At 67.2% G+C, this 24,573-nt stretch carries 21 protein-coding genes and 1 other RNA gene; 12 read left to right on the top strand and 10 right to left on the bottom strand.

What is annotated here, in order from left to right:
- Nucleotides 1-77 precede the first annotated feature (77 nt).
- Together FHS82_RS04185 and zapE are read right to left on the bottom strand one after the other, a co-directional pair.
- Nucleotides 78-701 (bottom strand): TetR/AcrR family transcriptional regulator, encoded by a 624-nt coding sequence (locus tag FHS82_RS04185; protein WP_246225070.1) that lies wholly within the window; start codon nt 699-701, stop codon nt 78-80.
- On the bottom strand, nt 698-1,912 hold the full coding sequence (gene zapE, locus FHS82_RS04180) for a cell division protein ZapE (RefSeq protein ID WP_166949140.1): 1,215 nt from the start codon (nt 1,910-1,912) through the stop codon (nt 698-700). The genes FHS82_RS04185 and zapE overlap by 4 nt, the downstream gene beginning before the upstream one ends.
- Before the next feature lie 494 nt (nt 1,913-2,406).
- On the opposite strand from zapE, the gene FHS82_RS04175 reads away from it, so the two are divergent.
- The 9 genes from FHS82_RS04175 to trmB all read left to right on the top strand — a co-directional run bounded on the left by FHS82_RS04175 (nt 2,407) and on the right by trmB (nt 13,364).
- On the top strand, nt 2,407-4,350 hold the full coding sequence (locus FHS82_RS04175; RefSeq protein ID WP_166949138.1) for a potassium transporter Kup: 1,944 nt from the start codon (nt 2,407-2,409) through the stop codon (nt 4,348-4,350).
- Between the two features lie 163 nt (nt 4,351-4,513).
- Nucleotides 4,514-5,908 (top strand): tRNA (N6-isopentenyl adenosine(37)-C2)-methylthiotransferase MiaB, encoded by a 1,395-nt coding sequence (gene miaB / locus FHS82_RS04170; RefSeq protein WP_343042501.1) that lies wholly within the window; start codon nt 4,514-4,516, stop codon nt 5,906-5,908.
- Between the two features lie 167 nt (nt 5,909-6,075).
- On the top strand, nt 6,076-7,131 hold the full coding sequence (locus FHS82_RS04165; protein WP_166949133.1) for a PhoH family protein: 1,056 nt from the start codon (nt 6,076-6,078) through the stop codon (nt 7,129-7,131).
- Nucleotides 7,125-7,640 carry an rRNA maturation RNase YbeY gene (gene ybeY, locus FHS82_RS04160; RefSeq protein ID WP_166949131.1) on the top strand — a complete coding sequence of 172 codons (516 nt, stop codon included), beginning with the start codon at nt 7,125-7,127 and terminating at the stop codon, nt 7,638-7,640. The genes FHS82_RS04165 and ybeY overlap by 7 nt, the downstream gene beginning before the upstream one ends.
- A 70-nt stretch (nt 7,641-7,710) precedes the next feature.
- Nucleotides 7,711-8,856, top strand: a complete 1,146-nt coding sequence (locus FHS82_RS04155; RefSeq protein ID WP_166949129.1) for a CBS domain-containing protein — start codon at nt 7,711-7,713, stop codon at nt 8,854-8,856.
- A 2-nt stretch (nt 8,857-8,858) separates the two neighbouring features.
- Nucleotides 8,859-10,532: an apolipoprotein N-acyltransferase gene (lnt, locus tag FHS82_RS04150; protein WP_246225069.1), complete on the top strand. Its 1,674-nt coding sequence runs from the start codon at nt 8,859-8,861 to the stop codon at nt 10,530-10,532.
- A gap of 259 nt (nt 10,533-10,791) precedes the next feature.
- Nucleotides 10,792-11,244: a helix-turn-helix domain-containing protein gene (locus FHS82_RS04145; RefSeq protein ID WP_166949127.1), complete on the top strand. Its 453-nt coding sequence runs from the start codon at nt 10,792-10,794 to the stop codon at nt 11,242-11,244.
- A gap of 212 nt (nt 11,245-11,456) precedes the next feature.
- The gene (gene metK / locus FHS82_RS04140) at nt 11,457-12,629 is read left to right on the top strand and encodes a methionine adenosyltransferase (RefSeq protein ID WP_166949125.1); all 1,173 of its coding nucleotides are present in this window, start codon (nt 11,457-11,459) and stop codon (nt 12,627-12,629) included.
- Between the two features lie 9 nt (nt 12,630-12,638).
- Nucleotides 12,639-13,364, top strand: a complete 726-nt coding sequence (gene trmB / locus FHS82_RS04135; protein ID WP_166949123.1) for a tRNA (guanine(46)-N(7))-methyltransferase TrmB — start codon at nt 12,639-12,641, stop codon at nt 13,362-13,364.
- Nucleotides 13,365-13,388: 24 nt separating this feature from the next.
- Here trmB and FHS82_RS04130 read toward each other — a convergent pair whose 3' ends face one another.
- Entirely contained in the window at nt 13,389-14,348 is a 960-nt protein-coding gene (locus tag FHS82_RS04130; RefSeq protein ID WP_166949120.1) for a polyprenyl synthetase family protein, read from the bottom strand.
- 320 nt (nt 14,349-14,668) lie between these two features.
- Between FHS82_RS04130 and mtgA the strand changes: the two genes are divergently transcribed.
- Both mtgA and rpmF read left to right on the top strand, forming a co-directional pair.
- On the top strand, nt 14,669-15,406 hold the full coding sequence (gene mtgA / locus FHS82_RS04125) for a monofunctional biosynthetic peptidoglycan transglycosylase (protein WP_166949118.1): 738 nt from the start codon (nt 14,669-14,671) through the stop codon (nt 15,404-15,406).
- Nucleotides 15,407-15,704: 298 nt separating this feature from the next.
- Nucleotides 15,705-15,890: a 50S ribosomal protein L32 gene (gene rpmF / locus FHS82_RS04120; protein ID WP_166949116.1), complete on the top strand. Its 186-nt coding sequence runs from the start codon at nt 15,705-15,707 to the stop codon at nt 15,888-15,890.
- A 328-nt stretch (nt 15,891-16,218) separates the two neighbouring features.
- Here the strand turns inward: rpmF and FHS82_RS04115 are convergent, their stop codons facing one another.
- Together FHS82_RS04115 and FHS82_RS04110 are read right to left on the bottom strand one after the other, a co-directional pair.
- The gene (locus FHS82_RS04115) at nt 16,219-16,620 is read right to left on the bottom strand and encodes a Ros/MucR family transcriptional regulator (protein ID WP_166949114.1); all 402 of its coding nucleotides are present in this window, start codon (nt 16,618-16,620) and stop codon (nt 16,219-16,221) included.
- Between the two features lie 175 nt (nt 16,621-16,795).
- A complete protein-coding gene (locus FHS82_RS04110) occupies nt 16,796-17,023 on the bottom strand; it encodes a hypothetical protein (RefSeq protein WP_166949112.1) in 228 nt (75 codons plus the stop codon).
- 508 nt (nt 17,024-17,531) lie between these two features.
- On the opposite strand from FHS82_RS04110, the gene FHS82_RS04105 reads away from it, so the two are divergent.
- The gene (locus FHS82_RS04105) at nt 17,532-19,058 is read left to right on the top strand and encodes a CYTH and CHAD domain-containing protein (RefSeq protein ID WP_166949110.1); all 1,527 of its coding nucleotides are present in this window, start codon (nt 17,532-17,534) and stop codon (nt 19,056-19,058) included.
- Nucleotides 19,059-19,100: 42 nt separating this feature from the next.
- On the opposite strand, the gene recR is transcribed toward FHS82_RS04105, so the two are convergent.
- The 5 genes from recR to FHS82_RS04080 all read right to left on the bottom strand — a co-directional run bounded on the left by recR (nt 19,101) and on the right by FHS82_RS04080 (nt 24,541).
- Nucleotides 19,101-19,703, bottom strand: a complete 603-nt coding sequence (gene recR / locus FHS82_RS04100; protein ID WP_166949108.1) for a recombination mediator RecR — start codon at nt 19,701-19,703, stop codon at nt 19,101-19,103.
- A gap of 12 nt (nt 19,704-19,715) precedes the next feature.
- Nucleotides 19,716-20,036 carry a YbaB/EbfC family nucleoid-associated protein gene (locus FHS82_RS04095; protein WP_166949106.1) on the bottom strand — a complete coding sequence of 107 codons (321 nt, stop codon included), beginning with the start codon at nt 20,034-20,036 and terminating at the stop codon, nt 19,716-19,718.
- Between the two features lie 30 nt (nt 20,037-20,066).
- Nucleotides 20,067-21,908 (bottom strand): DNA polymerase III subunit gamma/tau, encoded by a 1,842-nt coding sequence (locus FHS82_RS04090; protein ID WP_343042499.1) that lies wholly within the window; start codon nt 21,906-21,908, stop codon nt 20,067-20,069.
- 90 nt (nt 21,909-21,998) lie between these two features.
- An RNA gene (gene ffs, locus FHS82_RS04085) (signal recognition particle sRNA small type) lies at nt 21,999-22,095 on the bottom strand.
- A 70-nt stretch (nt 22,096-22,165) separates the two neighbouring features.
- Complete coding sequence (locus FHS82_RS04080) at nt 22,166-24,541, bottom strand: glycosyltransferase family 4 protein (protein WP_166949104.1); 2,376 nt, start codon at nt 24,539-24,541, stop codon at nt 22,166-22,168.
- Nucleotides 24,542-24,573 lie beyond the last annotated feature (32 nt).

Raw genomic sequence — 24,573 nt, 5'->3', positions numbered from 1 at the left:
ACAACCGGTTTCGGTGAAAACCATCGTGTTTCAGATCCGGAATTCTGTAACTTTCTCGCAGCATCATACCCATAGGCTCATACGAAGCCGCCGACAAGAGCCCGCAGCGCCACGCCAATCAGCACCGAGAAGCGCCTCTCCATCACTTCCTTCGGCCGCCCGGCATCGAGCAGGATGGCCGAAGGGTGCGAGAAGCGGAACAGCATGTCGGTCAGGAACGACAGCGCCGTCTCGCGGTCGCGCAAGTGGAACACGCCGATGGCCGCACCTTCGTCCACCACCCGCTCCACGAACATGAACACCCGCCCCCGGTGCCGCCGCGCCACGGAACGGTTGGCGTTGGCGATGTCCGCGTAAAGCTCGAAGATCGCCCGGTCGTTCGCGGCGAGGTCGCGGTAGGCGTGCGCGAGCGCCAGTGTCAAACGTTCGAGTTTGTCATCGGCCGGATCCGGCGCGCCGGCAATGTCCGCCATCATCAGTTCGACGGGCTTCAGCGCATCCGCCACCACGGCATCGATCAGCGCCTCCTTCGAGGGGAAATAGCGATAGACGTTGGCGTGCGTCATGCCGGCTTCCTCGGCGATGCCGACCACCGTCACGCGGCGCGCGCCCACCTGCCGTACGTGTTCCGCGGCGATGGCCACCAGACGCACGTCGACCCGCTCGGGCACCGGCTCCTGCATCCGGCGCAGCGGACTCATGTCTCGACGAGGCCCGTGCTCTCGCCCGACGCCAGCGAATCGCCGCGCCCGTGCGGCAGCGCCAGATAATCCTCCGAACGCATCTCGATGAGGCGCGAGACCGTGCGGTCGAACTCGAACGCCTCCCGCCCCTCCTCCGCGACATAGAGCTTGTCCGCCTCCGCCTCGGCGGAAGCGACGAGCTTCACGTGCCGGTCGTAGAGCGCGTCGATCAGCGTGATGAAGCGCTTCGCCTCGTTGCGCCGCTCCGCGGTCATCACCGGGATGTCGTCGAGCACGATGGAATGGAAATGCCGGGCGAGATAGATGTAGTCCGATGCGCCGAGCGCCGTCGCGCAGAGGTCGGCGAAGGAAAAGCGCGCCACGCCGCCCGCCGCGACGGGCACTTTCAGCGCATGCCCCTTGACGCTGAGCACGAGCGGCCCGGCCTCCGCCGTGCCGGCGAGGCGGCGGAAGGCGTCGTCCAGCGCGGCACGCGCGGAGGCGTCGTTGGGCGTGTGGTAGACATCGGCCCCGCTGAGCTTTTCCAGCCGGTAGTCGGTGCGCGAGGACAGCTCGATCACGTCCATGCGCTCCTTCAGCAGCGCGATGAACGGCAGGAACAGCGCCCGGTTGAGGCCGCCCTCGTAGAGCCGGTCCGGCACCACGTTCGAGGTGGCGACGATGGTGACGCCGTTCTCGAACAGGCTCGCGAACAGGCGCCCCAGGATCATGGCGTCGGCGATGTCGGTGACGGTGAACTCGTCGAAGCACAGCAGCGTCGCCTCGGCTGCGAGTTCCGCGCCGACATGGGGAATGGGGTCGGTGTCCTTCTCCTTCCCGTCCTTGATGCGCTGGCGGAAGCGGAAGATGCGCTCGTGGACGTCGGCAAGGAAGTCGTGAAAATGGGCGCGGCGCTTGCGCGCGACCGGGGCCGCCTGCATGAACAGGTCCATCAGCATCGTCTTGCCGCGTCCCACCGATCCCCAGACGTAGAGGCCGCGCACGGCCGGCTGCCTGTTCTCGCGCCCGCCGCCGAAGAACCGGGCGAAACGGCCGGTCCTGACGGGAGGGGGAGCGGCGACGAGCGCCGCGATCACCGCATCCAGCCGCGCCACGAGCCGCTCCTGCGCCGGATCACGCTCGATGGCTCCCGACGTCACCAGTGCCTCGTAGTGCGCATGCACGGAGGCGGGGGACGATGCAACGGGCGCCGGAATGCGGGCTGTCATGCGGAAATCCTTGCTTCACGTCTGCGCCGGCGGGCCTGTTTCATCGGAAACCATCCCGCCGGCCCCGCATGCTCTACTCCTTCGCCGCAGTATTCGCAATGCGCGGGCGCACGCCACCAGATTACAGGCGGTCAAAAAGATGAACTATCGCCATGAGATATACTGCTCTATCGGGCTGCATATAATGACGTCATTTATCGCATTGTGACGGATTGAATGCCGCTGCATGACGGCGACGGATGCGCGCCGGATGCAGTACCGATGCCGCATGCGCCGCTGCCAGACATCCGTTTGGCATGAAGAAGCCCCTATGATATGAGCGTGCCGCCCATTCAGGGTGGACTGCGGCCTGGCCGCGCAGGCAAACCGGGTTCCACACGAAGGGCCGACGAGCTTGACTCCCGGCCAATGTGAAACCCGCACGACGTTTGAGCGAAGCCCAAGCGGCGCTGGTCGGAGACCGGAGCCGCCGGCATCACGACAGAAAGTATTTCATGACGGAAGGCAAGGGTGTATCCCCGGCGGCAGCCGCACAGGACCGCAACGACAGCGAGACGGAGCGGGCGGAAAACGCCGCGCCGTCGGCGCAGCAGCTGCATGTGCTGGTCATCGGCGCCATCGGCGTCGTGTTCGGGGACATCGGCACCAGCCCGCTCTATGCGCTGCGCGAATCCGTGCTCGCGGCTTCCGCCGGCGGGCCGCTGCTGCGCTCCTCGGTCGTGGGCGTGCTCTCGCTGATCCTGTGGACGCTCATCCTCGTCGTGACCTGCAAGTACGTGCTCATCCTGCTGCGGGCCGACAACAAGGGCGAGGGCGGCACGCTGACGCTCGTGGCGCTTGCACAGCGCGTGCTGGGCAAGGGGCGCCCCTCCATCCTGCTCATCGGCATGCTGGGGGCGGCGCTGTTCTACGGCGACTCCATCATTTCCCCCGCCATGTCGGTGCTGTCCGCCGTGGAGGGTGTCAAGCTGGCGACGCCCGCCCTCGACGACTACGTGGTGCCGATCACCATCGCGGTCCTGTTCGGCCTGTTCATCTCGCAGCGCTACGGCACCGCGCGGGTGGCGACGCTGTTCGGGCCGGTGATGATCTTGTGGTTTTCCGCCATCGGCCTTGTCGGACTGCTGCACCTCTTCGACGATCCGGCGGTGTTCGCCGCCTTCAACCCCTATTTCGGCGTCCGCTTCCTCTACCAGCATCCCGGCATCGCGGTCGCGGTGCTCGGCGGCGTCTGCCTGGCGGCGACGGGGGCGGAGGCGCTCTATGCCGATCTCGGCCATTTCGGCCGCAAGCCGATCAGCGTCGCGTGGCTCTACTTCGTCTTTCCCGCGCTGGCGCTCAACTACCTCGGGCAGGGGGCGATGCTGCTGGCGCACCCGGAGGCGATCGACAATCCCTTCTACCGGCTGGTGCCGGAATGGGCGCTGCTGCCCTACATCGTGCTGGCGACGCTTGCGACCATCGTCGCCTCGCAGGCCGGCATCACGGGCGCCTTTTCGCTCACGCGCCAGGCCATCCAGCTCGGCCTGCTGCCGCGCATGGAGGTTCGCTTCACCTCGGCGGAGCACGCGGGGCAGATCTACATGCCGAAAGTCAACCGGCTGCTGCTCGTGGGCGTGCTCGTGCTGGTGGTGGCGTTCCAGACGTCGAGCGCCCTCTCCCACGCCTACGGCATCTCGGTGTTCGGCGCCATGCTGATGGACGGGCTGCTCGCCATCCTCGTGGTCTGGAAGGGCTGGAAATGGGGGCTCGCGGCGGCGCTGGCGCTGCTGCTGCCCTTCGTGGTCATCGATGCGGCGTTCCTTGCCGCCAACCTCGGCAAGCTGGTGTCGGGCGGCTGGGTGCCGGTGGTGCTGGCGATCTTCCTCGTCGTCATCATGTCGACGTGGCGCAAGGGCACCGGCATCCTGTTCGCCAAGACGCGCAAGACGGACGTGCCGCTGCGCGACCTCGTCGAGATGCTCAGGACCAACCCGCCGCACCGCGTGCGCGGCATGGCGGTGTTCCTGACGAGCGACCCGGAGACCGCGCCCTCGGCGCTTCTGCACAACCTGAAGCACAACAAGGTGCTGCACGAGAAGAACGTCATCCTCACCATCACCACGGACGACACGCCGCGCCTCTCCGACAACGAGCGGGTGACGCTGGAGCCGCTCGCCGACAGCTTCTGGCAGGTGACCATGCGTTTCGGCTACATGGAATCGCCCAACATCCCGAAGGGCCTTTCCATCCTGCGCAAGCTCGGCTTCAAGTTCGACATCATGTCGACGTCGTTCTTCCTGTCGCGCCGCTCTATCCGGCCGGCGGCGAAATCCGGCATGCCGCTGTGGCAGGATCACCTGTTCATCTCGCTCGCCCGCAATGCCTCCGACGCCACGGACTTCTTCCAGATTCCGACCGGCCGCGTCGTCGAGGTCGGCACGCAGGTGACGGTGTAACACGGCGGGCGGCGGGCGGAAAATGCTGTGCAAAGCTGCAGCGCCCGCCGATCCCGCACCTTGCTGTCATGCAGAATGAGCAAACGAATGCTTATCGTATGACACAACATCGTGTACAGTGCAGCCTGCCGGTTATCCGCGAAACGCATTGCAAAGCTGGAACGTGAAGAAAAAAGTATACGTCAAATCCTACGGCTGCCAGATGAACGCGTACGATGCCGAACGCATGGCGGACGTGCTCGCACCCGAAGGCTTCATCGAGACGAACAGCGCCGAAGACGCCGACCTCATCGTCCTCAACACATGCCACATCCGTGAGAAAGCTGCCGAGAAGGTCTATTCCGAACTCGGCCGCCTGCGCGTCATGAAGGACGAGCGGACGGCGGCCGAGGGGCGCGCGCCCACCATCGTCGTCGCCGGCTGCGTGGCGCAGGCGGAGGGCGGCGAGATCCTTCGTCGTGCGCCCGCGGTCGATCTCGTCGTCGGCCCGCAGAGCTACCACAACCTGCCCGCGCTGCTGGCTAAGGCGAAGCGCGAGCGCGTGGTGGATACGGAATTCCCGGTCGAGGACAAGTTCGACCACCTGCCCGCGCCCTCGCCCCAGAAAATCCGCGCGCGCGGCGTCTCGGCGTTCCTGACCATCCAGGAAGGCTGCGACAAGTTCTGCACCTTCTGCGTGGTGCCCTACACGCGCGGCGCGGAAATCTCACGCCCCGCCGCCAAGATCCTCGCGGAGGCGGAGCGGCTCGCCGCGGCGGGCGTGCGCGAGTTCACGGTCATCGGGCAGAACGTCAACGCCTATCACGGCGAGGGGCCGGACGGGCGGACGTGGTCGCTCGGGCGGCTCCTGCACCGCCTCGCCGATGTGCCGGGAATCGCGCGGCTGCGCTACACCACGAGCCACCCGCGCGACATGGACGACGACCTGATCGCCGCCCACCGCGACCTGCAGGCGCTGATGCCCTACCTGCACTTGCCGGTGCAGTCGGGTTCCGACCGCATCCTGGCCGGCATGAACCGCAGGCACACGCGCGACGACTACCGGCGCATCATCGACCGCACGCGCGCGGCGCGCCCCGACATCGCCCTCTCGTCGGACTTCATTATCGGCTTCCCCGGCGAGACGGACGCGGATTTCGAGGACACGTTGCGGCTGGTGCGAGAAACGGGTTTCGCGAGCGCCTTCTCGTTCAAGTATAGCCCCCGCCCCGGCACGCCGGCCGCCGAAATGGCCGAACAGGTGCCGGAGGACGTGAAAAGCGCGCGCCTCGCCGCCCTGCAGGACGCGCTGGAGGAGGACCGGCAGAAATTCAACCGCGCGGCAGTCGGCCGGACGTTCGACGTGCTGGTGGAGCGCAAGGGTCGCCACGCGGGCCAGATGGCGGGCAAGTCGCCTTATCTGCAGGCGGTCCAGTTCGACGACGGCGAGGTTGCGATCGGCGATATCGTGGCCGTCGAGATCACGGAGACCGGCCCGAACAGCCTGTTCGGCCGCCGCGCCGGCCAAGCGGGCGCGAGCGGAACCACCGTCCGCGCAGTGGGCGCGAATGCCGCATGAGCGTTGAGGAATTGAGTGAGCGTTCCGACATGAGTGTTTCATCATGAGCGATCCAGCCTGACCACCAGGGAGACATGCGCGTGAGAGCCAACGGACTGCAGCAACGCCCGCAACGAGGACGCCATACTCTCCCGCCCCCATTTCCCGAAAAGATACGATCATCGCTGATGAATGCAGAACAAGCCCCGGACACCGACCTCTCGCTGACTTTCGACGATAACCGTCTCGCGAGCCTCGTATTCGGCCTCTACGATCAGAATCTCGCCCATATCGAGCGCAAGCTCGGACTGCAGATCACCGCCAACGGCAACCATGTCGTCATCAAGGGGCCGCCCACGGTGGCCGAGCAGGCCCGCCACGTGCTGGAAAGCCTTTACGAGCAGGTGCGCGAGGGCACGACCATCACCACGGGCGAGGTCGACGGCGCCATCGAGGAAAGCACACTGCAGGGCTCGCTGTTTCCCGTGAGCGACGATTTCCGGCCCGCCGAGCGCGCCGCGCCCGGCCGCGCCACCTTCGAGCAGATCACGACCCGCAAGCGCGGCTCCGTGAAGGCGCGCAACGTGACGCAGGACGCCTATCTGCGCGTGCTGCGCCGCCACGAGATGGTCTTCGCGGAGGGACCGGCCGGCACCGGCAAGACCTGGCTTGCGGTTGGCCACGCGGTGCAGCTCATGGAACAGGGCGTCGTGGAGCGGCTGGTGCTGTCGCGCCCGGCCGTGGAGGCGGGCGAGCGGCTCGGCTTCCTGCCCGGCGACGTGAAGGAGAAGGTCGATCCCTACCTGCGCCCGGTTTACGACGCGCTTTACGACTTCATGGAGGCCCGCCACGTGGAGCGCGGCCTCGCAACCGGCGTCATCGAGATCGCGCCGCTCGCCTTCATGCGCGGGCGCACGCTCACCAACGCGGTGGTGCTGCTCGACGAGGCGCAGAACACGACTTCCATGCAGATGAAGATGTTTCTGACGCGCCTCGGCGAGGGATCGCGCATGATCATCACCGGCGACCCGTCGCAGATCGACCTGCCGCCGGGGCAGAAGTCCGGCCTCGTGGAGGCGGTGCGGGTGCTTGAGGGCGTGGAGGGCATCGGCCACGTCCGGTTCCGCGACGTGGACGTCGTGCGTCATCCGCTGGTCAGACGTATCGTGCATGCGTATGATGAAGAAAGTGCGCGCCTGGCCGGGACGCAGGCGATCAAGCGCGGGGACTCCTCAGCATGGTGAGTGGCACGACAGGCGCCGTGTCGGTTGACGTGGTGGTGCAGTCGAAGGCATGGTCGGTGCTGGCGCCGACAAAGGAACGGGTGGCCGCGCTGGCGCAACGCGCCGTCGGCGCGGCGCTGGCGAGAGCCGGCGTGCCCCTGCGCGAGGGGGCGGAATTGAGCGTCGCCCTGGCCGACGACGAGGCGGTGCGCCAGCTCAATGCGCAGTGGCGCGGCCTCGACAAGCCCACGAATGTGCTGTCCTTTCCCGCCGCAGATCCCGATGAACTGGCGGACGCTCCCCATATAGGGGACATCGTGCTCGCCTTTGAGACGGTAGCGCGCGAGGCGCAAGACGACAACAAGACGCTCGCCGACCATACGACGCATCTCATCATACACGGCACGCTCCACCTGCTCGGCTTCGACCACGAGACCGACGCGGAGGCGGAGGAAATGGAAGCGCTGGAGATCGCCGCGCTTGCGGACCTTGGCATAGCCGATCCCTATGCCGACCTTGATTTGTTATGAGCGAACCCTCATCGATCGGATGGAGCCATCCGATCGGAAGACGCTCTGGAACTGGAGACCTGAAAATACCATGAGCGACGATCGAAGTTCGCCGTCACGATCCGAGGAACCGGGGCCAAATCGCGATCCGGGTCGCGAAGCTGGTCGCGAGGGCGACAGTTGGATCGACCGGCTCCTGACCGGCCTTGGCCTGCGCAACGACACTTCCGTGCGTGAGACGCTGGAGGAGGCGCTGGAGGAAGACTCGGCGGCAAGCGACTTCACCCCGCAGGAACGCTCCCTGCTGCAGAATGTTCTCGATGTCAGCGGATTGCGTGTCGTCGACGCCATGGTGCCGCGCGCCGACGTCATCGCGATCCAGGCCGACATCACACTCGCGGAAGTCATCCGCGCGTTCCGCGACGCGGGACACTCACGCCTCCCGGTCTACGGCGAATCGCTCGACGATCCGCGCGGCATGGTGCACATTCGCGATTTCCTCGACTACATCGCCGAGATCGGCATCGGCGCCGCCGCGCCCGCCGGCGAGGAAGCGACACCGGACAGGCTCGTGGTCGATCTGACGGCGCCGCTTTCCGCCGCGGCCATCCTGCGGCCGGTGCTCTACGTGCCGCCCTCCATGCCGGTCATGGACCTGCTGGTGAAGATGCAGGCGACCCGCACCCACATGGCGCTCGTCATCGACGAATACGGCGGCACAGACGGGCTCGTCTCGATGGAAGACATCATGGAGATGATCGTCGGCGACATCGAGGACGAGCACGACGAGGAGGAGGCCCCCGAGATCACGGAAGCGGGCCCCGGCGTCTTCATCATCGACGCGCGCGCCGATCTGGACGAGGTGTCGCGGGCCATCGGCATCGACCTCGACGCCATCGAGGTGGCGGAGGAGGTCGACACCATCGGCGGCCTCATCGTGACGCTGGCCGGGCGGGTGCCGGACGTGGGCGAGCGCATCCCCGGCCCCTACGGCCTCGTGTTCGATATTCTGGACGCTGATTCCCGCCGTCTCAAGCGCCTGCGTCTGTCGATCGAGGGCCGAACCGCGGCGGACGGCGACGCGGCGCTTACCGCGCGGCGGGACCATGAGCCGGCCGCCGTCTTCGACCTTACCCGCAGCGACCGGCACGAGGGCAAGCTGCCGCCTGTCGTCGCACCGGAAGGCAACGGTGGCCAGCAGCGACATGCCGGGTCCGACGTGCCACCGGATGCTTGAACTTGACCATCCCTGAAGCGCGCCGATCCCCGCCACGGGACCAGGCGAAGTCCGGGCCGGCAGGATTCGGACCGGCGTGGCTTGCCGCCCGCGTGCGCGGCGTATCGACACGATGGCGCGCGGCGCTGTCTTTCACAGGCGGAGCGCTCGGTGCGCTCGCCATGCCGCCGTTCGGCCTGTGGCCGGTGCTGTTCGTCTCCTTCCCGCTCGTGGTCTGGCTGGTGGACGGGGCAGCGGAGCGTGCCGGCGGGCCGTGGCGGCGGGCCCGCGCGGCGGCAGCGCTCGGCTGGTGGTTCGGCTTCGGCTTCTTTCTGGCCGGCCTATGGTGGCTCGGTTCCGCCTTCCTCGTCGATGCCGACGAATTCCTTTGGGCGCTACCTCTCGGCGTCGTCGGCCTGCCGGCGGGGCTTGCGCTGTTTCCGGCTTTCGGCTTCGGCCTTGCAGGGTGGTTCTGGCGTTCAGGCTGGCGGCGCGTTCCGCTCTTCGCGGCGGCGCTCGCATTGTCGGAGTGGCTGCGCGCCACGGTTCTCACCGGCTTTCCGTGGAATGCCTGGGGCATGGCTTTCGGGCAGGGCGACGTGCTGGCACAGGCAGCGGCGCTCGGCGGCCTGCACTGGCTGACGGCCCTGGTGCTGTTCATCCACACCGCACCTGCGACGCTCGCGGATGCCGGCAGCAAGGCCGCACGGTTCGCGATGCCGGCGGCAGGCGCGGCGGTGCTGGCGCTGGTGGCGGCCTTCGGCTGGTGGCGCATCCCCGCCGGGCCGGTGCCCGTGCATGCGGACATCCGCTTGCGCATCATGCAGCCCAACATCGCCGAGGCGGAACGCGCCGACCCCGCTTTCCGCGCGGGCGCGATCGCCCGCTATGCCGCCATCAGCGGACAGGAGGGCGCGGGCGGCGAGCGGCTCGCCGACGTCACCCACCTGATCTGGCCGGAATCGGCGTTTCCGTTCCTGATCGACTACACACCCGAGGCGCTCGACGATATTACCCGCATGCTGCCTGACGGCACCGTCCTGATCACGGGGGCGGCGCGCGCGGACATGCCACTGCCCGGCGAGCAGAGCTACCGCTACTTCAATTCGATCCGCGTATTCGACAGCGACGGTCGCTCGCTCGCCACCTACGACAAGGTGCATCTGGTGCCGTTCGGCGAGTATCTCCCGTTCGACGATCTGCTGCGCCGCGTGGGTATACGGCAATTCGTGCACACCCCCGGCGGTTTCGAGGCCGGAAACGGACGCGCCGCGCTGAATGTGCCGGGCCTGCCGCCGGCTTCCCCGCTCATCTGCTACGAGGCGATCTTTCCGGAGGAAGCGACCTTGCCCGCGCCCGGCCGCGCAGGGTTCTTGCTCAACGTCACCAACGATGCATGGTTCGGCATGACGCCGGGCCCCTACCAGCACTTCGCGCAGGCGCGCCTGCGCGCCATCGAGCAGGGCCTGCCCATGGTGCGCGCGGCCAACACAGGTATCTCGGCCGTGATTGATCCCTATGGCCGCGCCACTGCGCAACTACCCCTCGGCGTTGCCGGCATCATCGACGCCGAACTCCCGCAACCACTGGACATAACGATATATACCGTATTCTACGCTATATGGGGCGCTGGCCTTTATTGGGGCGTCATTATATGCTTTTGTATAGCCGGTTTTTCGCCCGGAAAGGGGCGGTGACCGCTTCGCCGACGCTTCGGGTTCCGGAAGATTATCAACACAATGTGCATTTTTCATAACAGGCCGGGACGCATGCCGAGGTGTTGTGTTAATTGTCGAACAGGACGGCTGTACATTGCGACACATACGACATAGCAGATCTCATCCGGCATCGGGAGACGAGCAGGCGTCTGCATTCGCGCGTGGCGACGCCGCTTCCAGAAATGCGTTCTCCGGGGAGGCCCGGCACAGGCAGACAACATCGGACGCGGCCCGGGTGATGCCGAGCCGTACCGCTTCGCGTCCCCCTCGAGAGGCACACGTGACAACCACCGCGAACAAGATCGACAAACATGTCGGAAGCCGGGTCAAGGCACGCCGTCAGGAACTGGGTATCAGCCAGGAAAAGCTCGGCAACGCGCTCGGGGTAACCTTCCAGCAGGTCCAGAAATACGAGAAAGGCACGAACCGCATCAGCGCAAGCCGCCTGCAGCAGATCGGCGCCGTGCTAGGCGTGCCGGCCGCATTCTTCTTCGAGGGCCTGCAGGAATTGGCGACGACGGTTCCCGGCTTCACCGAACGGGCGACAGCTCCCTACATGCCGGAGGTCATCTCGACCGAGGAGGGGCTGCAACTGATTCGCGCCTTCCTGCGCATACCGGATCAGAACGTGCGCCGCCGAATCATCGAACTCGTGGAATCCATCGCCTGCCAGCCGACCCTGCCCCGCTAGCCGAGGAGGCTGGTGGTTTTTTTGTGTCCTGTCGTTCTTTTTAGAGAACGAGTTCGATATCCCGTCTTGACCGAACCGTCACATACTGCCAAAAGTCAGGGTCTTTAAGGGAGCCTGGGCCGGTGATCGCGTGTGTCGGTTTCCGCGGCCTTCCGGTAGCCCGATATGGTAGCCCCATGTCCACCAACCGCTGACAGCAGGGATATTGGATCGTGTCGCGTCAGAACTACGTCTTCACCAGCGAATCGGTTTCCGAGGGTCACCCCGACAAGGTGTGCGACCGTATTTCCGACACCGTCGTCGATGCCTATCTCGCCGCCGAGCCGGAAGCGCGCGTCGCCTGCGAGACTCTGGCGACCACCAACCGCGTTGTGATCGCGGGAGAGGTGCGCGGCCCCGCGACGATCACCGCCGATTACATCGCTCATCTCGCGCGCCTCGCCATCAAGGACATCGGCTACGAGCAGGAGGGCTTCCACTGGCACGACGCGGATATCGAGGTTCTGCTGCATGCGCAGTCCGGCGATATCGCGCAGGGCGTGGACGCCGCCGGCAACAAGGACGAAGGCGCCGGTGACCAGGGGATCATGTTCGGCTACGCCGTGCGCGAGACGCCGGAGCTGATGCCAGCCCCCATCTATTATGCCCACCGCATCCTGAAGCGCCTGTCGGAAGCGCGCCGCAGCGGCGAATCGGGCACGCTCGGCCCGGACGCCAAGAGCCAGGTGACGGTGCGCTACGAAAACGGCAAGCCGGTCGGCGTGACGCAGATCGTCGTGTCGACCCAGCATCTCGACCCGACGCTGAACTCGAACGACGTGCGCGCCATTGTCGAGCCCTACGTGCGCGAGGCGCTGCCCGAAGGCTGGATCGATGCGAAGACCGTCTGGCACGTCAACCCGACGGGCAAGTTCGTCATCGGCGGGCCGGACGGCGACGCGGGCCTGACCGGCCGCAAGATCATCGTGGACACCTACGGCGGCGCGGCCCCGCACGGTGGCGGCGCCTTCTCCGGCAAGGACCCGACCAAGGTCGACCGTTCGGCCGCCTACGCGGCGCGTTATCTGGCGAAGAACGTCGTCGCGGCCGATCTGGCGGACCGCGCCACTATCCAGATCGCCTATGCCATCGGCGTGGCGCAGCCGCTCGCACTCTATGTCGACCTGCACGGCACGGCACGGGTGGACGAGGCGAAGCTCGAAAGCGCGCTGCTTGAGGTGCTCGACCTGTCGCCGCGCGGCATTCGCCAGCATCTGTCGCTCAACCGTCCGATCTATGCCCGCACCTCGTCCTACGGCCACTTCGGCCGCCCACCCGAGGCGGATGGCGGCTTCTCGTGGGAGCGCACCGATCTCGTGGACGCGCTGCGCTCGATCCTCGGCTGACGGCAGGCGATGACGGTTCCGGACACGCCGTCCGCACCGGCGGATGCCGATGCGGCAGCCGATTCCCTGCGCGGCGCCTTCTTCGGGCGCCGCAAGGGCAAACGCCTGCGCGACCGACAGGCCGATCTCATCAGCGACCTGCTGCCGCGCCTGCGTCTGCCCGAGGCCGGGCCGCTCACGCCGAATGGCCTTTTCGGGCGGCCGGTGGATGACGTCTGGATCGAAATCGGCTTCGGCGGCGGTGAACACCTGATCGCCCGGGCGCTGGCGGATCGCGGCAAGGGCATCATCGGCTTCGAACCCTTCATCAACGGCATGGCGAAGCTGCTCGGGCGCGTCGCGGACGAGGGCATCGACAACGTCCGCCTGCACGACGCGGACGCGATCCCGGTGCTGGCGCGCCTGCCCGCGGCCAGTATCGGGCAGGCGTTCATCCTGTATCCCGACCCGTGGCCCAAGCGCCGGCACCGCAAGCGGCGCATTATTTCCGACGAGACATTGTCGCTGCTCGCGCGCATCATCCGCCCCGGCGGCCTGCTGCGATTCGCAACCGACATCGACGATTATGCCGCCTGGACGCTGGCGCGGCTGGACCGCTCGCCTGATTTTATCTGGCAGGCGGAGCGCGCCGACGACTGGCGCGAGCCGTGGCCGGGATGGCTCAGCACACGCTACGAACAGAAGGCTTTCCGCGAGGGCCGCAGGCCGAGCTACATCACCGCCGTGCGGCGGTAACGGACCGGGCGCCCCGGCGGCGCCTCACGATTGACGCGAGGCGGTGAAGCGGGCGGCGGAGCGCAGGATATCGGCCTTCGCGCCAAACGATGCCAGCGCGGCGATCGCGGCCTCCACCAGTGTGTCACGCTCGCGCCTGGCGCGTTCCAGCCCCAGCACGCCGACGAGCGTCGCCTTGCCCTTCCCGGCATCCTTGTCCGTGCGCTTGCCCATGGCGGCCGCGCTCGATTCGCGGTCGAGGATGTCGTCGGCGATCTGGAACGCCGCCCCCACCGCCCGCCCGTAGGCACCGAGCGCCTGCCTGTCGCCGAGGGGCGCGCGCCCCAACAGGGCCCCGGCATCGACCGCGAAGGCGATCAGCGCGCCGGTCTTCATAGCCTGCAGACGCCTGACGCGCGCCTCGTCGAGCAGCACATCGCCATAGCGACCCTCCGCCGCGAGGTCGATCATCTGCCCGCCGACCATGCCGCCGAGGCCCGCCGCGCGTGCCAGCCCCTGCACGAAGGCGGCGCGGACGGCCGGGTCCGTGTGGCTGCTCTCGTCGGCCGCGACATCGAATGCCAGCGTCAGAAGTGCATCGCCGGCCAGAATGGCGGTCGCCTCGTCAAAGGCCTTGTGGACGGTGGGGCGGCCGCGCCGAAGATCGTCGTCGTCCATGGCAGGCAGGTCGTCGTGCACCAGCGAATAGCCGTGCACGAGTTCCAGCGCGCAGGCACCGTTGAGCGCGTGGGCGAAGGGAACGCCGAACAGCGCCGCCGTCTCGATCACGAGGAAGGGCCGCAGCCGCTTGCCGCCACCCAGCATGGCGTGGCGCATGGCAGCGACGAGCCGGGCCGGGCGTGCGATCTCGCCCCGGCGCGGCGCATCGTCGAGCAGGGCCGCTATCCGCTCCTCGACCGCCTGGACAACGGCGCCCAGCCGACGCTGGAAGGCCGCCTCGGGATCGAGATCCGTGCCCGTGATTCGCGTCGCTTCGTGTTCCATGGCCCCGCCTTCCACTGTCTTCACAACATCAACCCGCGTGCGTATGATTGGTCCCGTGGGGGCATCGGTGCCGTCGCCCGTCCGGGCGGCGTCCGGCTCCCTTCGGGGATCGATTCCTTGCCGCCTCGTCTCCTTGTCTCAGCTTCGGCCGTCCCTGTCCACATCCGGTCTGCCGCACGCTCCCGCGTCTCTGGCGCCGCTTCCTGGAAAAGACGACGCACGAACAAAAGCATGGAACAGCGTGACCGGTCCGGGAAACGTCATCCTGTTCCGATACGACGGTCCGCAAACCCGTCATCAGGAGGGACTTCGGAAGGGATATGGCAAGGGGGGAGACCGCGACGAGGAAGGAAACAGTGACGCCACGCCGGAAAACGCGCCCGGCGGCGACCGGCGGCAGGCTGCGGCGCGTTCTGCGCTGGCTCGTCCTCGCCGGTCTGGCGACCGCCGCCGTGCCGCTTCTGCTGCTGCTCCTGTACGGCGTCGTCCCACCCGTCTCCACGCTGATGCTGGGGCGCTGGCTCACGCTGCAGCCGGCGGAGCGGGAATGGGTCGCGCTCGCCGACATCGCGCCGGCACTGCCGCAGGCCGTCATCGCCTCGGAAGATTCGCGCTTCTGCCTGCACGGGGGCGTCGACTGGGGCGCGCTGCGGCAGGTGATCGGCGATGCAGGCGACGACGGGCCGGCGCGCGGCGCCTCCACCATTCCCATGCAAACCGTCAAGAACCTCGTGCTGTGGCCGGGTCGCTCCTACGTGCGCAAGGGGCTGGAAGTGCCGCTCGCGCTCTACGCGGACGCGATCTGGTCGAAGCGGCGGATGATGGAGAACTATCTCAACATAGCGGAATGGGGCGTGGGCATCTTTGGCGCCGAGGCAGCGGCGCGGCGTTACTTCGGCAAGAGCGCCAGAAACCTCACCCGGCGCGAAGCGGCACTGCTGGCCACCGCCCTGCCCAATCCGCGCCAGCGCGACCCCGCGCGCCCAGCCCGCTTCCACGCCCGCGCCGCCAATGCCGTGATCGCGCGCATGCCCAATGAGGATGCGGGCTGCCTATAGCATTTCGATATTTCATTGAAACGCCGAAATGCTATAAATTTTTGATATTACGCGCTTTCTTCATGCAAACCGGTACCCACTTTGCTTGAAAACGCTTTAGCCGAAGCGCCCGCTCCATAAGGCACGGACGGCGCACGGCCACCGCCGCCGCCCGGCTGTCACGGATCGCGGCGGCGACGGTCAAAAAACGCTGGCCAAACGGGATGGAATCTTGTAAAAGCCCGCATCCCATTGAAATCTGAACATGGATGGGTTGTGTCCGGATTGCCGGATCATCGCCATTGATCGGAGTTGAGTTATGGCCGTTCCAAAAAGAAAAACCTCGCCAGCAAAACGCGGCCACCGCCGTTCCGCCGATGCGCTGGCTAACCCTACCTATGTCGAGGACAAGGACTCGGGCGAGCTGCGCCGCCCGCACCACGTGGATCTCAAAACGGGTATCTATCGCGGTCGCCAGATCCTGAAGCCGCGCGTCGAGGCCTGATCCGGTCCCGAACATGGCGCCGCCACGCGCTTCCGCCGCTCGCCCAGGCGCGCGGCGGAAGCATAAAGCGCCCGATATCAAAAAAGCCCATTCCTGATTCGCACAGTCAGGAATGGGCTTTTTGCAGGAATGGGCTTTTTCGTCGCTGAAGACACCTGACGGCCGCCTTCCGGACGCTCTGTTCGCGGAACCGTGCCAAGTGCTGCGGCGCGCCTTTTCGGGAAGGCGGATTGCCCTCCCGCTAACGGCACGTGTCTTGCCTTGCAGCGCCGGACGTTCTGACGGAATCAGACTGTTCGTATAATATTTTATGCAGACATGGTTGCACTCAGTCCATCACGCCGCTTGCGCGGCGGGCGAGCATGGCCCGCGTAGCGGAGTAGTTGGGGGCAACCATCGGATAATTGGCGGGCAGACCCCACTTGTCGCGGTATTGCTGGGGCGTCATCTTGTAATGTGCTGCCAGATGGCGCTTCAGGGACTTGTACTTCTTGCCGTCTTCCAGACAGATGATGTAGTCGTCGGTGATGGATATCTCGACGGGAACCGCGGGCTCGGGGCGGGGTTCGGGCTTGGGAGCGCCCTGGCTCAGCCTGTCGAGCGTGGTATGCACGGCCTGCACCACGTCGATCAGATCGTCGGCAGATAATTTGTTGAACGAAACATAGGACTTGACGACCGAGCGGGTAATTTCCGCTATGGTCGGGTCGGCACTTTCCACCGTATTCATGTCAAACACTCCATCACGAGATTTGTGCCGGCCCCGCGACGGCGGGAGCGACCTTTCCATTTTCTGAACTTGCGGACGGATGCCGGGCCCCGCTGGCGCCCGCCCTTCAAAGACGACCTGTGCCGCTGACCGGAAAGGCGGCGTTTCTCCCGGTTGAAAGCGCGCGGCCCGTTGCTCAGGACGAGCGCAGTGCGTCGTTCCAGCCGGTGAGGTAGATTCTTGACAGTATCCGCTCGGCCAGCGCCCGCTGCCTGTTCCAGCCGATCGTCGAGCGGCTCGTCCCACGCCCGTCCGCGATATCGATCGCGGCGTCGGAGATGGCCTGCATCGCGACCGACGGAATTGTTGCGGACGCAGACCATTCCGCGACATAACTGTCTTTTTGAGCGTCATGTTCAGCCATCAAGATAAATACCTCCGGTTGATTGCGTGTAAAAAATCGCTCAAACCGTTTCCTGCCCTGTGCGATATTCCCTGTATCCGTGGCGTGCATACGGAAGACGGGCGCCGGCACCCATGTGCTAACCCAGGTACTTGACGATACCCTTCCTCATGCTTGTCTCACGCGCAGCAACGACCGGCTACGTACAACAACGGATAACCGCAACCAGATGTCATGATACTGTCATACGTATATCTTTCATCACGCTTCACTATTTGCGTCAATTCTGTCGCTTGTCAAGCGACATTTTTGCCACAACTCCTGTCCATCGCACGATCACCAAACTGTCGTGGTAATTGCTCAGGATGAGCGTCGCCCAGAACATCTGAACCGTTGTATTCGTTTCATGTTCGTGCAGGATCGTCCGGACACCGCGCCGTATCCCGGCGTGACGACTTCAGCCGGAGCGGAACTTCGGTTGAAGCGGCATCCGGGGCAGGGCCGAACTTGTCGTGGGGGTAGGAGAACGATGGCCGAGGAAATTGAACTCAAGCTGGCATTGAGCCCTGCGTCGCTGCAGCGGCTGTCGACCCACCCGGCGTTCCTGCGGCTGCAATCGGTGCGCGGCGTGCACAAGCGTCTGCGGTCGACCTATTTCGACACGCCCGAGCACGACCTGCACCGAGCCGGCGTCTCGCTGCGCCTGCGCGCCGACGGCGAACAGACCATCCAGACTGTCAAGAGCGCCCGCGATTTCGGCCTGCTGGTCATGGACCGCAATGAATGGGAACACCCCGTCGTCGGTACCGCGCCCGATTTCTCATGCATCGCGGACACCGCACTCGCGACGCTGATCGCGGACGACCGCTGCCGCACCGCCATCCGGCCGATCTTCACCATCAACGTCGACCGCGAGGTCGTTCCCCTGGACTATCGCGCGTCCGGGATCGAGGTCGCGCTCGATCACGGCCGGGTGTCGGTGGGCCGCAGGGCGCGCCGCTTCGCCGAGGTGGAGCTGGAGCTGAAGCGGGGCGACGCGACCGATCTCTACGCGCTGGCGCAGGAAATCGCCGCCATCGTCTCCGTGCGCCCGGGCTACATCGCCAAGTCCGACCGCGGCTACGATCTCATCACCGGCCGCGAGCCGGCGGTCACCAAGGCGCCGTCGCTGGACCTTGCGCCGGATACGCCAACCGGCGAGGCGTTCAGGATCATCGCCCGCTCCTGCCTGAAGCAGTTCCTCGCCAACGAGGAGGTGCTGCGGCGCGCGCCCGTCTCCGGCGCGGTGCATCAGGCGCGCGTGGCGTTGCGGCGGCTGCGGGCGGCGATCTCGGTGTTCCGCAAGGTCGCTGACGACGGCCAGCGCATCTTCATCAGCGGTGAATTGCGCTGGATCGCCAACCGCCTCGGCGCGGCGCGCGATCTCGACGTCTATATCGAGAACGTGCTCGAACCCGCGAAAGCCGAACACGCGGGCGCCCCTGCCTTCGCCGAGTTGCTCGTGAACTACGGCAAGCAGCGCGAGCACGCCTATGACAGTGCCCAACGGGCCATCGCCTCGCGCCGCTGCACCCGGGCCGTGATCGCCGCCCTGGCGTGGGTCGAGGCGGGCGCCTGGACCCGCAGCCCCGACAAGGCCGCACGGAAACGGCGCGAGCAGCCGGTGTGGAAATTCGCCAGCAAGCAGCTCGACCGCCGCCGCCGGAAAATCATCGCCGCCGGGGCCGAACTCGCGACGCTCACGCCGCCCGAGCGGCACGAGGTGCGCATCGAGCTGAAGAAGCTGCGCTATGCGGCGGAATTCTTCGCCGGCCTGTTCCACGAGCCGGAAACGCGCAAGCGCTACAAGGCGGCAGTGTCCGCCATGTCGACGCTGCAGGACCTGCTGGGCGAACTCAATGACATCGCCGTCAGCCGCGAGCGCGCGGCGCTGTCCGACGCCGAGCAGGAACTGCGCGAGGAACATGCGGCGCATGAGAGCGAACTGCTCGCCAGAGCGGAAAAAACCTACAGGGCTTTCGTCGACACGCCCCCGTTCTGGCACGACGGGCAGTAGGAGCCGCCCCGCCGGCACCGGTCGGGAACCGGTGCCGGGACGTCAGAACGCCCCGCGCTGCCTGATGGCGGCGGCCAGCGTACCGTCGTCGAGATAGTCCAGTTCCCCGCCGATCGGCACGCCGTGGGCGAGCCGCGTGACGCGCACCGGCAGATCGGCCAGGATCGCGGTGATGTAGTGGGCTGTCGTCTGGCCGTCGACTGTCGCGTTGAGCGCCAGCAGAACTTCCCGCACTGCAGGATCAGCGGCCCGCTGGTGGAGGGTGGCGAGGTTGAGGTCGTCCGGGCGCACGCCGTCGAGCGCCGAAATCACGCCGCCCAGCACGTGATAGCGCGCGCGGACGGCGCCCGCGCGTTCCAGCGCCCACAGGTCGGAAACGTCGGCGACCACCACCAGCAGCGAGGGGTCGCGCGTCTCGTCCCGGCAGATGGCGCAGGGGTCGGACGTATCGACGTTGCCGCAGACCGAGCACACCCTCACCCGCTCGCTGACCTGCTGCATGGCTTCCGCCAGCGGCGCGAGCAGCGTTTCCCGCCGCTTGACGAGTTGCAGCGCGGCCCGGCGCGCGGAGCGGGGGCCGAGCCCCGGCAGGCGCGCCAGCAACTGGATCAGCCGCTCGATTTCAGGACCGGCGGGCGAGGCCATCGGCCGCGAACCTCAGAACAGCTTCAGGCCGGGCGGGATCGGCAATCCCTTCGTCAGATCGGCGATACGGTCCTGCACCACCCGCTCGCCCTTGGCCCGCGCGTCGTTGAGGGCGGCGACGACGAGATCCTCGACGATCTCCTTGTCGTCGGGGTTGAGGAGCGAGGGGTCGATGGTCACCGTCTTGACCAGCCCCTTGGCGGTGGCGACGACTTTGACCGAGCCGCCGCCGGAAGTGCCCTCGACCTCGATCGCGTCGAACTCGGCCTGCACGTCGGCCATCTTCTGCTGCAGGCCCTGGGCCTGTTTCATCAATCCCATGATGTCGCGCATGTTTACGGTGCTCCCCTGTCCGTCAGTCACTCAGTCGTCGATATAGGGCGCGGGCGCATCCGGTGCGAGGCCGGCATCGTCATCGAGACCGGCGTTCGCCTCCCCGACCGCGTCGGCGTGGGTGTCGGTCTCCGCTTCCTGCACGATGTCGCGCACGCCGACGATTGTCGCGCCCGGAAAGCGGGCAAGCACCGCCTGCACCAGCGGATGGGCGCGCGCATCCTCACGCCGCTCCTGAGCGCGGGCGCGCGCCACTTCCGCGAGCGTGGGCGCGCCTTCAGCCGACGAGAGCGCCACCACCCAGCGCCGCCCCGTCCAGTCGAGCAGACGCTTGCCGAGATCGGCGATGACGGACGGATTCGCGCCGGGGACGAGCGCCACCTCGATCACGCCCTGCTCGTAGCGCACCAGCCGCACGTCGCGCTCCAGCGCCGCCTTGAGACCGACGTCGCGATGTTCGCCGGCGAGCGCCACCACGTCCTCGAAGCGGGCGAGCCTGATTTCCTCGCGCGCGGCCTCCCCGGGCCGGGCGGATACCTCAGGCCGGGCGGCCATTTCAGCCAGGGCAGACGTCTGGGGACGCGCAAGCGCAACCGGCTCCGCGCGCACGGTCGCGAGCGCCAGACGCTGGCCGCCGCCTGACGGCGCCCCCTCCCTGCCCGCGCCGGAAACCGCGCCGGGCCGTTCACCCGCTCCGGTTCCCGCGCCATTGTCGCGCAGCAGGCGCAACGCCTCCTCCGGCGAGGGCAGGTCGGCGGCATAGGCGAGGCGCACCAGTACCATCTCGGCCGCCGCCAGCGCTTGCGGCGCGGCCTGCACCTCCGGCAGCCCCCGGACCAGTATCTGCCATGTCCGCGACAGTACCCGCACCGAAAGCCTGCCGGCGAGGTCGGCGCCGCGCACGCGCTCCACATCGGTCAGCGCGGCGTCGTTCGCCGCCTCCGGCACGAGCTTGAGGCGGGTGACAAGATGGGTGAAGCCGGCCAGGTCGGCGAGCACCACGGCCGGATCGGCGCCCGCATCGTACTGGCTGGCGAGTTCGGCGAGGGCCGTGGCGATATCGCCGTGCATCAGCGCCTTGAACAGATCGATCACCCGCCCGCGATCGGCGAGGCCCAGCATGGCCTTCACCTCGGCGAGATCGATGCGGCCCGCGCCGTGGGCGATGGCCTGGTCCAGCAGCGAGAGCGAATCGCGCACCGAGCCCTCCGCCGCGCGGGCGATGAGCGCCAGCGCCTCCTCGTCGGCAGCGACGTCCTCCGCCGCGCAGATGCGCGCGAGATGCGCCCGCAGCGTCGCCGCCTCCACGCGGCGCAGGTCGAACCGCTGGCAGCGCGACAGGATGGTCACCGGCACCTTGCGGATTTCCGTGGTGGCGAACACGAACTTGGCGTGGGGCGGCGGTTCCTCCAGCGTCTTCAGGAAGGCGTTGAACGCCTTCTCGGAGAGCATGTGGACCTCGTCGATGATATAGACCTTGTAGCGCGCGCTGACCGGCGCATAGCGGATGCCGTCGATGATCTGGCGCACATCGTCGATGCCGGTGTGGGAGGCGGCGTCCATTTCCATCACATCGACGTGGCGCGATTCCATGATGGCGTCGCAGTGCACGCCTGATTCGTCGAGATGCACGGTCGGCCCGCCCGATCCGTCCGCGCGGACGAAGTTGAGCGCGCGCGCCAGGATGCGGGCAGTGGTCGTCTTGCCCACCCCGCGCACGCCCGTCAGCATCCACGCCTGCGGAATGCGCCCGGCCTCGAAGGCGTTGGAGAGCGTTCTGACCATGGCGTCCTGCCCGATCAGGTCGCCGAAACTGCGGGGACGGTACTTGCGCGCGAGAACGCGGTAGGGGGCGTTGGGCGAAGCGGTCACGGCACCATCCGGGCGAGGAATACGGCAGGCATCATAGCGTGGCCCGGCCGCACGCCGCCGAAATCAGTCAGGAGCCGGCGGGCGAATTGCGGTGGGAGGCTGGACGAAGACCCGCCCGGTCTCGTTAGGGCTGCTTCCTTCCGGACCTGACCCGGTTGGCGAGTGGAACGTCCAACGCCAACCTCCCGCTCCCTATATCGGGGAAACCGCCCGCCAACGCAAGAGGGGGGTGCGATTTCCCCAGCAGGCGCCGGTAATCAGGCAACGACGTCGCGCAGGATCGTCTCCCACGTGAAGTGGTCGCGCACGTGGCCGAAAGCGTTAGCGATCATGCCTTCATGGGCGCCCATGCCACGGCCGGCGATGTGCGCCAGCGCCTCCGCCATGCGCTCGCGCTCCGCCACGATCACGTGTTCCCCATCCTTCATGTCGAGCCCGCGGATGCCGATGGACGTGGTGAGCACGAGCGCGCCGCGGGCGGCGTAGTCGATGACCTTGAAGTTGGTGCCGGCGCCCACGATCACCGGATTGATGCCGACATCGGCGGCGGCGAAAACCGTCTGCAGCACATCCTCCCCGACGAGGCCGAGCAGCGCGACATTCGGCGGCAGGTCGCGGGCGCGCAGCTCGGGGGCCGCGCACATCTTGCCCACGAACCAGAACGTCCATTCCGGACGTTCGCGGGCGATGCCGGCGAGCGCGACCGCGCCCTCGACATTTGGCGCGTGCCAGCTCCCGACATAGAGCGCCAGCGGCCCGTGCACGCCGAGTTTCTCCTTCAGCGCCTCGCGCCGCCCGCGCTCCAGCAGCGGGTCCGCCGGAATGTCGGTGCCGTTGGGCGCCAGCACGATCCGGTCTTCCGGCTTGCCGAACATGTCCCGGAAGGCGGCCCTCTCGTCCTCGCTGACGGTGAGGATGCGCTCCGCCCCCTCCACGCATTCGCGTTCGAGCTGCGCGACCTCGGCGAGGACCGCCCGGCCGGCCGGCGTCTTCGGCAGCATGGCGTCCTTGAGCAGGGTCTCGACATTGTGGGCGTCGTACCAGATCGGCCCTTCCCAGGCCTCGCGGATGAAGCGGTAGAGATAGGGATGGCAGGCGATGGCGAGGTCCGCGCCTGCGAGGCGGCCGCGCAGCTCCCGCGACAGCGCGGGCGTGAGGTGGCCGTAGAGCGCAGCCGAGATGTCGGAGACTGACGTCTCGTCCAGTTTTTTCGTCAGCGCCCATTCCGCGTCGATATGTTCCGGCGAGATCGGAATGCGGACTTCGCGGAAATGCGGCGAAAAGAAAAACTCCTCTGCCGGCGTGTCGTCGCGGCCGAGGGAGACAACCGTCACGTCCGCCGTGCGCGCGAACTCCCGCGCCAGCGACCACAGTCGCCGCTTGCCGCCCGTATCCACGGGCCACAGCAGGTAGGAGTTGGCGATGACGATGCGACGGCGTGGGCGCTTGCGCGACGGGATCACGAGCGCCGTGCCGAGGTTCTGCCAGGTAATCGGCCGCACCCGCTCGCGCCCCGCGGCACCCATCCGCAGCGCCCGCTCCGGATCGGCGAGCAGCGACTCGAAAGCGGCGGCGAGCGCCGCCGGGTCGGTGTCGGTGACGAGGCCGGTCACGCCGTCCTCGACGAATTCCAGCACGCCGCCGGCATCCCTGACGGTGACGACCGGTCGGCCCGCCGCCAGCGCCTCCAGCGTGATGAGGCCGTAGTCCTCGTCGTAGGGCACGAAGGGAACGGCGAGCGCCGTGCGGTAGTGGCGCGCGAGTTCCTGCTCCGAGAGCCGCCCCGCGAAGCTGATGCGGCCGTCGCCCTTGGCCCGCAGGGTCAGTTCCTGTCGCTGCGGCCCGTCGCCGGCGATGACGAGGCGCGCGGGCCCCTCCACCCGGCGAAACGCATCGATGATGAGCGAAATCCGCTTGGCGTGATCGAGTCGGCTCGCGGTGAAGAATGTCGGCGCGGCGCCGTCAGGCCCCGTGATCGTGCCGGCGTCGTCTTCCTTCAGGATGGCGAGCCCGAGGTCGGACGGCACGTAGGCCACCTCGGGCTCCGCGTCCTGCGGAAAATAGCCCGCCCGCCGGCACACGTTATGCGATATGGCGACGTGCCGGCTGATGCTGCCGGTCGACAGGCCGATATCGTCGAGCTTGTGGACGACGGCGCGGATGAGCGGCCCGGGCAGCGCCAGCCAGTGCGCGGGCGGATCGGCGGCCAACAGCCGGTCGATCTCGCCGAAAATCTCGGAGAGCTGGCTGCGGCAGGTCGACGGGCCTTCGAGCAACGGCCGCAGCGGGCCGAGCAGTGCGTCGTCGGGCAGCGCGGTGTCGAGATCGCCCGGCCAGGTGTCGTAGAGGCCGCGCAGCCGGTGCAGCATGTACACCGCGTGGTTGCGGTGCGAAACCATCCACGCCGGATACTTGCCCGAGATGACGAGGTCGAAGTGCGACAGGTCCAGACAGGAGAACTGGCGGTAGCCGTTCACGATCTCGCGGAAGTTCCGCTCCAGCGTCGGCACCTTGATCAGTTCGCAGACATGCTTCGTCTCATAGGCGTAGTACTGCGTCAGCCCGAGCCAGACGCGCTCCGCGCCGCCAAAGGCGAATGGCACGGGACTTGGAGCGATCACCGCGATTTTCATCTTCGATCCGTCGTAGGTTGCGCGTCCTTGCG

This window comes from Pseudochelatococcus lubricantis (genome assembly GCF_011762225.1).
Taxonomy (GTDB): domain Bacteria; phylum Pseudomonadota; class Alphaproteobacteria; order Rhizobiales; family Beijerinckiaceae; genus Pseudochelatococcus; species Pseudochelatococcus lubricantis.
Note: the sequence above shows the minus strand (reverse complement) of the source record. Positions and strands in the feature narration are given on the sequence as shown.

Coding starts and splice junctions, on each gene's coding strand:
- FHS82_RS04185 (WP_246225070.1), bottom strand. CDS start 701: ATGAGTCCGCTGCGCCGGATGCAGGAGCCGGTGCCCGAGCGGGTCGAC.
- zapE (WP_166949140.1), bottom strand. CDS start 1,912: ATGACAGCCCGCATTCCGGCGCCCGTTGCATCGTCCCCCGCCTCCGTG.
- FHS82_RS04175 (WP_166949138.1), top strand. CDS start 2,407: ATGACGGAAGGCAAGGGTGTATCCCCGGCGGCAGCCGCACAGGACCGC.
- FHS82_RS04165 (WP_166949133.1), top strand. CDS start 6,076: ATGAATGCAGAACAAGCCCCGGACACCGACCTCTCGCTGACTTTCGAC.
- ybeY (WP_166949131.1), top strand. CDS start 7,125: ATGGTGAGTGGCACGACAGGCGCCGTGTCGGTTGACGTGGTGGTGCAG.
- FHS82_RS04155 (WP_166949129.1), top strand. CDS start 7,711: ATGAGCGACGATCGAAGTTCGCCGTCACGATCCGAGGAACCGGGGCCA.
- FHS82_RS04145 (WP_166949127.1), top strand. CDS start 10,792: ATGCCGAGCCGTACCGCTTCGCGTCCCCCTCGAGAGGCACACGTGACA.
- trmB (WP_166949123.1), top strand. CDS start 12,639: ATGACGGTTCCGGACACGCCGTCCGCACCGGCGGATGCCGATGCGGCA.
- FHS82_RS04130 (WP_166949120.1), bottom strand. CDS start 14,348: ATGGAACACGAAGCGACGCGAATCACGGGCACGGATCTCGATCCCGAG.
- mtgA (WP_166949118.1), top strand. CDS start 14,669: ATGGCAAGGGGGGAGACCGCGACGAGGAAGGAAACAGTGACGCCACGC.
- rpmF (WP_166949116.1), top strand. CDS start 15,705: ATGGCCGTTCCAAAAAGAAAAACCTCGCCAGCAAAACGCGGCCACCGC.
- FHS82_RS04115 (WP_166949114.1), bottom strand. CDS start 16,620: ATGAATACGGTGGAAAGTGCCGACCCGACCATAGCGGAAATTACCCGC.
- FHS82_RS04110 (WP_166949112.1), bottom strand. CDS start 17,023: ATGGCTGAACATGACGCTCAAAAAGACAGTTATGTCGCGGAATGGTCT.
- FHS82_RS04105 (WP_166949110.1), top strand. CDS start 17,532: ATGGCCGAGGAAATTGAACTCAAGCTGGCATTGAGCCCTGCGTCGCTG.
- recR (WP_166949108.1), bottom strand. CDS start 19,703: ATGGCCTCGCCCGCCGGTCCTGAAATCGAGCGGCTGATCCAGTTGCTG.
- FHS82_RS04095 (WP_166949106.1), bottom strand. CDS start 20,036: ATGCGCGACATCATGGGATTGATGAAACAGGCCCAGGGCCTGCAGCAG.
- FHS82_RS04080 (WP_166949104.1), bottom strand. CDS start 24,541: ATGAAAATCGCGGTGATCGCTCCAAGTCCCGTGCCATTCGCCTTTGGC.